Below are 11,190 nucleotides of genomic sequence, written 5' to 3' on the forward strand. Positions count from 1 at the left end.
GCATCCGTCCCTTCCCCGCCCTTTCCTCGCAGACCACGCATGCTCTCCCGCCGCCGCTTTCTCGCCACTGCCGGCGCCGCTCCGGCCGCCGCGCTGTTCGCGTCCGCCGGTCAGGACGGGCTGCGCGAGATCACCGACGCATTGGCCCGGCATCCGGGCACACCGGAGCAGGTGGCGCGGGACGAGGACTTCTGGTTCACGGTGCAGCAGGCGTTCACGGTGGACCGGTCCATCATCAACCTGAACAACGGCGGGGTAAGCCCCAGCCCGCGCATCGTGCAGGAGGCGATGAAGCGGCACCTGGACTTCAGCAACCAGGCGCCCGTCTACACCATGTGGCGCGTGCTGGAGCCGCAGCGCGAGGCGGTGCGCGCCGGGCTGGCGAGGATGTTCGGCTGCGACGCGGAGGAGGTGGCGGTCACGCGCGGCGCGTCCGAAAGCCTGCAGATCTGCCAGAACGGCTTCGACCTGCAGCGCGGGGACGAGGTGGTCACCAGCGACCAGGACTATCCGCGGATGATCACCACCTGGCAGCAGCGCGAGCGCCGCGACGGCATCGTGCTGCGCCAGGTGTCGCTCCCCGTCCCCGCCGAGGACCCGGACGAGGTGGTGCGGCGGTTCGAGGCCGCCATCACGCCGCGGACGCGCCTGGTCCACATGTGCCACATGATCAACCTGACCGGGCAGATCCTTCCCGTCCGGCAGGTGGTGGAGATGGCGCGCCGGCGCGGGCTGCCGGTGATCGTGGACGGCGCCCACGCGTTCGCGCACTTTCCGTTCACCCGCGACGAACTGGGCGCCGACTACTACGCCAGCAGCCTGCACAAGTGGCTGTTCGCGCCGCACGGCACCGGGCTGCTGTACGTGCGCCGCGACCGCATCCCCGGCCTGTGGCCGCTGCAGGCCGCCGAGCCGCGGCTGGACGCCAACGTCCGCAAGTTCGAGGAGATCGGCACGCACCCCGCGGCCAACTTCCTGGCCATCGCCGAGGCGCTGGGGTTTTCGGAAGGGATCGGGCTGGAGCGGAAGGCCGCGCGGATGGTCTACCTGCGCGACCGCTGGGCCCACGCGCTGATGCGCCACGACCGCGTGCGGATGCACACCAGCCTGCGCCCCGGCTTTGCCTGCGGGCTGGCCAACTTCGGCATCGACGGCATCGATCCCGGCGCGCTGGTGTCGCACCTGTTCAACGCGCACCGCATCCTGGCCACCTCCATCAACCACCCGGCCGTCAAGGGCGTCCGCGTCACCCCCAACGTCTACACCACCCCGCAGGAGATCGACGTCTTCGTCGCCGCCGTCGAAAAGGTCATCCGCGACGGACTGCCGGCGGCGTGAACCCGCGACCGAACCAGTGGTGATGATACGTTTTCGTTTGGACTTGAAGGAGGACGCTTGATGACCCGGATCGACCTGCCCCCCACGCTTGAGCAGGTTCGCCTCAAGACGTTGATGATGTCCCTCTTTCCTAGCGAACGCCACATTCAGAAGTGCGTCCAGGAGTTCAGGGACGGTCTGAGTGCCGCCGACGTGCCGGAGGAGAAGAGGATCTCGTTCCTAGCCTACTTTCTCGCAGACGTGGCGTCCACGCTTCCGCACCATACGACCTTTAAGCTCCATTTGGCCGCAGAGGCGGTTGCAGCGCTAGAGCAGTTGGCCAATGGCAATGCGGATGCCGAAAGAGCTTTGGCTGACGCGCTGGGAACCTTAGGCAATGTCCTGTACGGCACCGGGAAGGTCTCACAGGCTAGCACGGCCCTCAAGCGGGCGCTAACCCTATACCAGCAGATGGATCCTGTCCAAGCTGAACAGATCCAGAGCCGGATCGCTGGCTGCATGTTTAGCTACGCGAGGTCGCTGCTAGCGCTCGGCAAGCTGGAGGAGGCGCTGGCGCATCTTTACTCGACGCGAGACAGGCAGCGGTGTCTCGCGTTTGGGGATCAGAAGTGGGACCAGCGTAATCTAGCGATCACGTTGGACCTGATCCCGACGGTGCTCCGCCGCCTCGGCCGCTATGACCAAGCGGTCCAGGCGCACCAGGAATCGATCGCGTACGGAGAAGCTCTCGTCGCGGGCGGAGATGATGCCGATTTCCGGATTCTGCTCGCCAACGCATGCGACCACTTCGGGACGACCCTTCACCTCATAGGCCACGTGAAGGAGGCGCTGGAGTGGCATCGGAAATCCTTACCGACGTACGAGGAGTTGTTCAATGCAGGGTTGATGGAATTTGCTCGTGACATCGCCGTCTGCTTGGACAATATCGGGACGGCGCTCTACGGCCTGAAGCAGTATCCCGAATCCATCCAGATCCTGCGGCGCAGCTTGGAATACCTCGATACGCATCCTATTGACCAAAACCCGGAGACTGAGCTCCTGCGCGCAGCAACTTTGGACCACTTGGGTGGGACTCTCCAAGCAACCCGAGACTTTGAAGCTGCCGCCCGGAACCACGGCGCGGCCCACCAGATCTACTCCCGCTGGGTAGCCGCGGGTCATCGTGACCGGGAGATCGACTTGGCCATTTCGGCAGCTTCGCTGGGCACAACCGAGCTTTTTCAGAAAAGATACGAGGCGGCGTATTCCCGGCTGCTTGAAGCTCGTGACCTACTCAGGTCGTGGGTGGTGGAGGGCTTTTTATACTCGCGCGAGGGGGACCTAGCCAGAGTGTGGGCGCGCCTAATCGAGTGTTTGCAGAAGATGGGGCGGTACGCTTCGGCAGAGAATGAGCTCTGGCGGGCTTTGGACGTGATACCACAGTCTGACGAAATTTTCAGGATCGGCACCCGGTTCTATTCGTCATTGATGTACATCAATGAGCAAGATCTTATCAAGGGTGGGCTCCCTCGCGACGAGATCCTTCAGGGCTTCTTGGACTTCCATCGCAGAATCGCGCCGTATCACTCGCCTACTTGGCGCGCCGCGGCGGCAAAGGCACGGCACCTGCGCGCAACCGGGGGAAGCTTGGAGTCTGCGGTCAGCGTGCTCTCCGACTCGGCGGCACGCTGGGGTGAAAGCGAGCCGCAGGCGTACCTTGAACTCGGAACTTTCCTCTTTGAGTCGGGCATGTACCGCAACTCGTATGAGGCAGTTTCGTCCGCGCTGGAGCGGTTCCATCGCCAGTTGGAACGCGAGCGATCCGGGTTGCGGAGGCGGTCGGATAAAGATATTGAGGCTGGTCTCTCCCTCGCAATCTCGGCGTTCCGCCTCGCAAGGATGATCACCGCACGCGATGCCGCGAGGGAGACCAGTCGCTTGGAGCGCGCTTGGATCTTGGACAAACAACTGCGGATTTTTGAGCCTTGGGAAACACACCTGAGCGAGGCGCAGCGTACTGAGGTTGCGGGGTTGCGGCGCTGGCTCGCGGAGGGATACACGACCGATCTCAAGATGATCAGTACCCTCCACCAGATGTACGAGCACAACTTTGAAGTACTGCTGGAAGACCGCTGGAACGAGGTCCGAGAGCAATTGCTGGGGCTGTCGCAGCGGGTCGTCGGCGGCGATCTAGACCCTGATGACGCCGAGCGCGAGGCCGGCGAGATGACCGCATCGCTGGCTCACAGCATAGAAGTGCAGCGGCGCCGGCAGCAGTCGCGCATAGAGGTTACTCGGCGGCTTGGCGTTGACCCTGACACATCGTATCCGGAATTACAATCCCTGGTTACTGCACTTACGGTGTGGAGCCTCTTGGACCGCGACGTTGATAGCCCCAAGGCCGTGCTGTCGCTGGTCGGCACGGCGGTCGAAGGGGTGCTAAAGACGCACGTCTTTCTTCCCTACCGCGCCGCCGTCAGGCGTGGGGCTGCGCAGCCAACCCTTCTTAAAGGATACTTCCAGGAATTCCTCACAAAGGATGATGATAAGTTAATGTTGGGAACAATGTGCGAACTCTGGCACCTGCTCGTAACCGCTACCGCCGAGAGTTGCGATACCAGAATTGCGGGGCTCGTGGCGTGGTTGCATGCGACGATGCCTAATTCAGGCTCGCTACATGATGCCGGGCTCGACACGCTCGACGCTATTCGGCGGCTGCGGAATCGGGGACCACATTTTGGAGAAGCTGCTACGGCCGACGACGTGAGGGAGATGCTGCACTTAACCCTTAGCGGTCCGGCCGCGCTGCTCCCCCGCGTTTACGCAGCCGTTTCAACCTAGACGTGTCACAGCGCACCAAAATATCGTTGCTTCTCCACGACCGCGTGCGGATGCACACCAGCCTGCGCCCCGGCTTTGCCTGCGGGCTGGCCAACTTCGGCATCGACGGCATCGACCCCGGCGCGCTGGTGTCGCACCTGTTCAACGCGCACCGCATCCTCGCCACCTCCATCAACCATCCGGCGGTCAAAGGCGTCCGCGTCACCCCCAACGTCTACACCACCCCGCAGGAGATCGAGGTCTTCGTCGCCGCCGTTGAGAAAGTGATCCGCGACGGGCTGCCGGCGGCGTGACTTCCTTCACGCGCCGTCAGACAATGACAAAGCCCTGGTATCAGCGCGCCACAGTTCCCGTGCTTTCCGTGGTAGGCGGGATACTGTTGTTTGGTGCCGCGCTCGACGCTGTGAGCAACGCGTACACGGTAGTTTCGCCGACTGTCACGTACGTGGGATCAGCACTCCTGATCTCGTCTGCCGTCGCGTTACATCGCTACCTACGCAGACAGCCACTTCTCTGGGTGTTGAAGGATGGCTCGGGAGTTCGGATTTCGGGGTTGGGACATCGACCGCTCTATGCGATGATGGGTGCCCTCCTGCTTCTCTGGCTACCGCGGGCCATGGAAAGGAACACTTCAGTCTCACGGCGCGCACCCCCTGCGCAGGATACGCGGTTCGCCGATTCCGATGTGGCCACAGAGAGCAGCAGTCCAGGTGTTCCGACCCAGGAGGGCCTGTGGTGCTACAATGACTTTCTCGACCAGGACGAGATCGCGGGCACTGACGAAATAGACCAGTTTTCGAGCTTCCTCACGGAAAACGAAGGAAGCATCGTCCGCCTGAACCTGATGATCTGCCGCGAGGCGGTCCACGACCATTATAGCCGTGAGCACGATATTCTTATTGTGGATTCGGTGCGTATTGGGAGGTGGCCAGTGGAAGGCTTTGACCTCAGAGTAAAGCAGCGTGAGAGCGGAGACATCCTCTGGCAGCCGCAGGCAACGGGAGCATACGATGCGCTACAAGGATACTTCGTCATTCTCAGAGTATCGGCGGTTGCGCCTCAGTCGGGATGGCTAAACGTCGATGTGCGGCCAGTCCGGATTGAAGATGTGCTGCTAGGACGCGCAGGACAGTTGCGGCGCCCCACAAAGGGTGCGTCAGTGAAATCTCAAGCTACGGAGTAGCCTCGCCTGACGAGGACTGGCGAAATCTCTGATGCACCGCCAGCTCAACGTGTAGCGCGTTCCTTGGCCGGCGGGCGGCGCTCGGTGCTCTCGCAGCGCCCGGATGTGGTCGCAGCCTAGTGCCCGGCATGTAGAGGCGTGGAAGGAGCCACCGGCGCATACAACGATCAGCGGCCCTCGCGCCACTCAGCGACGCACAGGTGGCGAGCGGCTGAGTGTCGGGGGGATGGATGATCTCGCTCGCCCCGCCCGCGCCGCGCACCGCCGGCGCGGCCACATCAGGGGAAACGGGCGATGCCATGATGCGATCCGCGCTCTGTCTCGCGGCGCTGTTGATCACGGGCGGCGGCTGCGGGCACGTCCCGGCTGTCCCGGCGAACGCTCCGCGGTCCGGTCCCGCGGCGTACGCGGTGGAGTTCCCGGTCGTCGATCATCACAAGCACCTGCCCAGCCCCGACGCGGCCGAAGTCTACAGCGCGGTGATCAGTCCGCACCGCGCCGCCGTTGCGCTTCCCGCGGAGCTCGCGCGGCTGCTTCGCGAGCGGGAAGAGCGCTGGAACGACGAGGCGGCGCTCGCCGAGCTGTACACGGACAGCACCGTCCTCTTCGAGTTCAGGGCGCCGGACTGGGTGCGCGGGCGTTCGACGACCGCGCGCCGCGTAAAAGCCCAGTTCACCAGCGCGTACGGGATGACGCCGGTGGCGTACGAGGCGGATGCGTCCGGCGGCTTCATTGCGGGATACTACACGCGCGGAGAGGGAGAGGACGCGCGGCGCTTCGGGCACTTCTTTCTCTCGCTGCGGCGGGCGGCCGATGGCGGGTGGAGAATCGCCGCCGAGAACCCGATGTTTCCCGGCCCCTTCCGCCAGGAATCGATCATGGTCGAACAGCTGGTCGCCGAGATGGACGCCGCCGGGCTTCGGCGCGCGGTGGTGCTCTCGACGGCCTACTGGCTCGCCAGCCGCTACGTGGATCCGCCGCTGCCCGACGAGCACGCCAGGGTGCGCGCCGAGAACGACTGGACCGCGCGGCAGGTGGCGCGCTTTCCGGACCGGCTGGCCGGCTTCTGCAGCGTCAATCCGCTGCGGGACTACGCGGTCCAGGAGCTGGAGCGGTGTGCGCGCGAGCTTGGCCTTCGCGGGCTCAAGCTCCACTTTCAGGGCGGGGTCGACGTGCTGAACGCGGAGCACGTGCGGACGCTGCGGGGGGTGTTTCGCGCGGCCAACGCGCTCGGAATTCCCATCGCCGTCCACGTTCGCGGGGATCTGCGGACGTACGGGCGTGAGCACGCGCGGGCTTTCCTGGAGCAGGTCCTGCCGGCCGCGCCCGACGTCCCGGTGCAGATCGCCCACCTCTGGGGCGGCGGCGCGTTCTCGGATGCCGCGCTGGAGGTGTACGCGGACGCGGTGGCCGCCGGTGATCCACGCACCCGCAACCTCTACTTCGACGTCTCCGACATCGCGCACGTGGCCCAGGGCACCGATGGATGGGAAACCACGGTGCGGCAGATGCGGACGGTTGCCCAGCGCATCCGCCGGATCGGGGTGGACCGGATGCTGTGGGGCAGCGACATGTCACCGCCCAGCATGCCCGCGCGGGACGCGTGGATCGCCTTCCGCACCCTGGTGCCGCTTACGGAGGACGAGTTCAGCGCCATCGCCCGCAACGTCGCGCCCTACCTGCGATGAACGCGCTCGCCGGACGGGCTTTGGATGATGGACCGCGGAGCGCCGGCCGGCGGAGCGAGGACGGCGGCCGCTCAGCCCGGCTCCTCATCCCACGGTTCCGCACCCTTCTCGAGATCCGCCAGGAACCCATCGTCGCCCTGCGCCTCCCACGGCTCCAGGTAGGGCGAGCGGTCGTGCGGCCAGTCCGGCGCGCGGGCCAGGCCGCCGATGAAGTCCACCATCTCCCAGAAGTTGTCGATGGCCTCCTCGCGCGTCTCCCCTTCCCCGTACACACCGGGAAAGGCGTTGGAGGATGCGAGGAACTCATCGCCCTGCGGCACCACGTCGGGCTCCAGGTTCCACCGATTGAACGTGCTCATCGTCAGCAGGCAGGATCAGGGTGGATCGATCGTCTTCTACCAGATGCTGAAAACAATAATCGTACAGAGGAACAGAGTCAGACAGAGAAAGCGAGCCGAAATATCATCCAGGTTCCTCTGTCTGACTCGGTCCCTCTGTAGCCATGAAGGTGTTGTTTTCCCGGATCCGGTATTCAAGACGTGAAAGACATCACTCCGGCACAAACTTCCGCCACTCGTCCGATTTCGCAACGCCGTTCTCGTCCGGCCGCGCATGTCGGCTCGATGGCGTCAAACGACCCTTTTGAGATATTTGTTGACAGGTAAACCACAAGCGCCTACCCTGTATTGTTCCTTGAGTCGTCCTCCTGCCCGGGAAGGATCGTACGATGAAGCCGAGAACGAGCACGGTGGTACTCGCGGGGGCGATCGCGCTCGTGAGCCTCACGGGCTTTACCTTCCGCAGAGACCCCGCGCCCGATCTGCAAGTGCAGGGGTGCGGCACCAACAACGGCAAGCTGTGCCAGCAGCTCTGCGCGGAGCGATGCGGGACCGGGTGCTGCGACTGGCGCTTCTACTACTACTCCACCGTGATCGAATAGCGGGCAACGGCGCGCCGCTGCGTGCCCTCGCCGCTGGCCGTCGCAATGGAACCAGGGCCGCACGTGAAAACGCGAGGCTGGATTGCCGCGGACCCGCTCGCCGCCGTTGCGACGGCGCTCCTTGGACTGGTCGCCGTCTGGAGCATCGCGCTTTCCATTCTGGTTCCCGCACCGCCCGCTCCGGCGCTGCTCACGGATCCACAGAAGCACGACACGCAACGCCTGGTGGTGCTCGTCGCGTCGCCGGGTGACGAGGCACGCGCGCGGTCGACCGCTGCGGCGAGAGCCGACGTTCCCAGGCTTCCGGTGCGCGTGATTCCGCTGCGCCCGGACCGCACCCCACGCCTGCGTGGCGCGCGGGCTGACCGGCGGCTGTGGTCCCTGCTTCATGCCTACGGCTATGACGACCTTCCCGTGCTGCTCGTGCTGGATGGGCAGGGACAGGTCGTACGGGTCTCCGATTTCTAGCCTCGTCTCTGCACCCTGGCCCCAGGCCGCGACACGCCATGCTGCCGCCCTCCTCCCGCGCGACCACCCGCTGTGCTGCCCTCGTGGCCCTTCTTGCCGCGCTGGGCTGCAACCGTGATTCCGCGAGCCGCGCGCCCGAAACCGCCTCGTGGCGGCTCTCCGAACGACCGCGCCTGCAGGTGGGCTCCGAAGAAGGTCCGGGTCCGGTCCTCGATGGCGTGTATGGCGGGGTGATCGGGCGGGACGGTACGGTGGTCATCGGCAACTCGGGAACCGCGGAGCTGCAGTTCTTCGACGAAAGCGGCAGGCGGACGCACGTTGCCGGACGAGAGGGAGACGGGCCGGGCGAGTTCCGCGCCGTCAGCTGGCTCCGCAGGTTCCGCGGTGACTCGCTCATCGTTTTCGACGTGATCGCGCAGCGGTTCAGCGTGTGGAGCCAGTCGGGCGCGTTCGCGCGGGAGTTCCGGATCCGGGAGGCTCAGGGGCCGGCCCGTCCCATCGCCGTCCTTGCCGACGGCCACGTTCTGGTATCCGCGGAGAACCATTACGACCCACGACGAGACAGGGGCCTGGTGCGGGACCAGATGCACCTTTCCGTGGTCACACCCACGGGTGAGCCCGCGGGCGAGATCGGACGGTTTGCGGGTGCGGAGTGGCTGCTGTACAAGGATGCGAACAGCTTTCGCGCGAGCCAGTTTCCCTTCGGCAAAGCGGGATTCGCCGATGCCAGCGGCGATCACGTGGTATACGCGTCGTCCGACTCGGCCATCATTGCGGTGTACGACCGCGCCGGAACGCGCGTCCGCGGCATTCGGCTTCCCACGGCCGCGCATCGCGAGCTGACCCGGGGAGAGATCGACGACGTGCTCGGCGAATTCGGAAACGAGGGTACGCGCCAGGAGATCCGCCGCCAGCTCCGCTCCGCGGGCACGCGCGTGCGGGCTCCGGCCGTGGGCGGCCTGCGTGTGGACGCAAGCGGCAAGGTGTGGGTCCGGATGCCGGCATCCGGACCCGGAGTGAGCCGGTGGGTGGTGATGTCGATCGAAGGCGAGGAGTCGGGAAGCGTGCTGATGCCGGATTCCTGGTTCCCGCTGGACATCCAGGACTCGCGGGTACTGCTGCGCGAAACGACGGACAGCGGGGTTCACCGCGTGTCGCTGCGGGAGGTGCTTCGATGATCCGCGCGGTCCTGCTTCTCGCCGCCTTCGTCATCGTTGGCCGGTCGTCCGTCGCCCTGTACGCGGACACGCGCGCCCTCCTGCGCCCATCGCGCAGCGTCCCCGAGCTTCTGGGACGCGGCAAGAGCGCCGGAGGGGTCGTGATCGTGCTGCAGGTAGAGGACTGCCGCGGATCGGGATCGATCGTGAGTGGCTGGAACGCGCTGCATTCCGCGGGACGCTTTCCCGTACGCGGGCTGGTCGTGGGCACCGGCGAGATGTCCGCACCCGAACGCGCGATTCTGAAAGGCGACGGGGTGCGGTTTCCGCTGGGACGGATCGCGGCGGCCGATGCCAGGTCGGTCGCCCGGACGCTCGGGTTCCGCTCAACGCCCTTCGCGATCGTTCTCGACCGGCGCGGGCGCGTCGCGGGCGCGTTCCCGACCGGCCAGGGCGTTTCAGCCGAAGCGCTGGCCCGGCTGATGGGTCGCCCGCCTTCATGAAGCGTCCACGAACTCCCGCCACTCGTCCGATTCCGCGACGCGCTTGATGACGGCGTTGCGGCGCTCCAGAAAGCGGGTCATGTAGCGACGCAGCACCAGCGTTTCGGCGATGCGGCCCAGCACGCCCAGCGGCGCGGCGAAGCGGAACTCGTCGCGCAGCACGGTGCCGCCGTCCGGCGCGGCGTCGAACCAGTGGTCGTGCTCCATCCACGCAAACGCGCCGCGCACCATCACGTCCTGAAAGTACCGCGGCCGGTCGTACGCGCTGATGCGGCTGGTGAGGCGCTGGCGCACGCCCAGGTGCCACGCGCGCCACGTCACCGTCTCGTCCAGCCCGATCAGCCCGCGGGTGCGCCCCGCCACCGGCACTTCGCGCGTCCAGTCCAGCGAGCGCGTGTGCAGGTCGATGCTGCGCGTAAGGTCGAACACGCGCTCCGGTAGCGCGGCGATGCGCGTGGAGAGGTGGATGGAAATCACGAGAAGGACTGCGCGCACACCATCAGCGGCTCCTGGGCGTCATGGCGTCCAGCGCGCGCACGTCCTCCGCACCCTCCGAAAGCAGGCGCGAGCGTGCACAGAACGTCGTGTACAGCTGCCCCCTCTCGGAACGGAGGGCATAGACGACGTACTCCGACCCGGCGCGAAAGTACACGCCGCACGGATGCGCATCACGGACCACGATCGTCCCGGCGGCGGCGGTACCCTTCCAGCGCCGCGTGACGCGGAACGTGACTGGCTGCCCCTCTTCGGCGGCCAATTCTCCGAGCTCCGTCGCCACGCCCGTGAACACCGCCTCCGCACGCGTAAAGCTGAGCTCCTGCGAGCGGATGGCGCACGAGCACAACGCCCTCTCCGCGCAGGCAGGCTCCCCCGCCAGCATCAGCCACAGGGTCAGGATCTGGAGTATCACCATCGTGCCTCGCGTAAGAGTGTGTTCAAGAATCCCTGCGCACGCGCCGGTCTGTCATTTCGAAGGAGGCGCCACACCGCACCATCGGCTCGCACGAAATCCTGCGCGCCGACTGAGAAATCTACTGTCTGCTGCTGGTGCCCCGCCGCACCGCTCCGGCACTGGCCCTGTCCGCCCGTGTCG

The 11,190-nt window shown here is 65.8% G+C and carries 12 protein-coding genes; 9 read left to right on the plus strand and 3 right to left on the minus strand.

Annotated elements, in window-relative coordinates:
• Nucleotides 1-39: 39 nt before the first annotated feature.
• From VGC13_RS27365 to VGC13_RS27385, 5 genes are all read left to right on the plus strand, one after another.
• Nucleotides 40-1,338, plus strand: coding sequence for an aminotransferase class V-fold PLP-dependent enzyme (locus VGC13_RS27365; protein ID WP_331128507.1), 1,299 nt, complete (start codon nt 40-42; stop codon nt 1,336-1,338).
• Between the two features lie 60 nt (nt 1,339-1,398).
• Nucleotides 1,399-4,158 carry a DUF6483 family protein gene (locus VGC13_RS27370; protein WP_331128508.1) on the plus strand — a complete coding sequence of 920 codons (2,760 nt, stop codon included), beginning with the start codon at nt 1,399-1,401 and terminating at the stop codon, nt 4,156-4,158.
• A gap of 50 nt (nt 4,159-4,208) precedes the next feature.
• Nucleotides 4,209-4,451 carry a hypothetical protein gene (locus VGC13_RS27375; RefSeq protein WP_331128509.1) on the plus strand — a complete coding sequence of 81 codons (243 nt, stop codon included), beginning with the start codon at nt 4,209-4,211 and terminating at the stop codon, nt 4,449-4,451.
• A 392-nt stretch (nt 4,452-4,843) separates the two neighbouring features.
• Entirely contained in the window at nt 4,844-5,341 is a 498-nt protein-coding gene (locus tag VGC13_RS27380) for a hypothetical protein (protein ID WP_331128510.1), read from the plus strand.
• Nucleotides 5,342-5,640: 299 nt separating this feature from the next.
• The gene (locus VGC13_RS27385) at nt 5,641-7,029 is read left to right on the plus strand and encodes an amidohydrolase family protein (RefSeq protein ID WP_331128511.1); all 1,389 of its coding nucleotides are present in this window, start codon (nt 5,641-5,643) and stop codon (nt 7,027-7,029) included.
• 71 nt (nt 7,030-7,100) lie between these two features.
• On the opposite strand, the gene VGC13_RS27390 is transcribed toward VGC13_RS27385, so the two are convergent.
• On the minus strand, nt 7,101-7,388 hold the full coding sequence (locus VGC13_RS27390; RefSeq protein ID WP_331128512.1) for a hypothetical protein: 288 nt from the start codon (nt 7,386-7,388) through the stop codon (nt 7,101-7,103).
• A gap of 368 nt (nt 7,389-7,756) precedes the next feature.
• On the opposite strand from VGC13_RS27390, the gene VGC13_RS27395 reads away from it, so the two are divergent.
• From VGC13_RS27395 to VGC13_RS27410, 4 genes are all read left to right on the plus strand, one after another.
• Nucleotides 7,757-7,969, plus strand: coding sequence for a hypothetical protein (locus VGC13_RS27395; RefSeq protein WP_331128513.1), 213 nt, complete (start codon nt 7,757-7,759; stop codon nt 7,967-7,969).
• A gap of 63 nt (nt 7,970-8,032) precedes the next feature.
• A complete protein-coding gene (locus tag VGC13_RS27400) occupies nt 8,033-8,437 on the plus strand; it encodes a hypothetical protein (protein WP_331128514.1) in 405 nt (134 codons plus the stop codon).
• A gap of 38 nt (nt 8,438-8,475) precedes the next feature.
• On the plus strand, nt 8,476-9,615 hold the full coding sequence (locus VGC13_RS27405) for a hypothetical protein (protein ID WP_331128515.1): 1,140 nt from the start codon (nt 8,476-8,478) through the stop codon (nt 9,613-9,615).
• Complete coding sequence (locus VGC13_RS27410) at nt 9,612-10,097, plus strand: hypothetical protein (RefSeq protein ID WP_331128516.1); 486 nt, start codon at nt 9,612-9,614, stop codon at nt 10,095-10,097. Before VGC13_RS27405 ends, VGC13_RS27410 begins: the two co-directional genes overlap by 4 nt.
• On the opposite strand, the gene VGC13_RS27415 is transcribed toward VGC13_RS27410, so the two are convergent.
• Nucleotides 10,092-10,574: an SRPBCC family protein gene (locus VGC13_RS27415; RefSeq protein WP_331128517.1), complete on the minus strand. Its 483-nt coding sequence runs from the start codon at nt 10,572-10,574 to the stop codon at nt 10,092-10,094. The genes VGC13_RS27410 and VGC13_RS27415 overlap by 6 nt on opposite strands.
• A gap of 22 nt (nt 10,575-10,596) precedes the next feature.
• Entirely contained in the window at nt 10,597-11,010 is a 414-nt protein-coding gene (locus VGC13_RS27420) for a hypothetical protein (RefSeq protein ID WP_331128518.1), read from the minus strand.
• Nucleotides 11,011-11,190: the final 180 nt, after the last annotated feature.

Origin of the sequence: Longimicrobium sp. (assembly GCF_036399255.1) — a bacterium.
In the GTDB taxonomy this organism is placed as follows: domain Bacteria; phylum Gemmatimonadota; class Gemmatimonadetes; order Longimicrobiales; family Longimicrobiaceae; genus Longimicrobium.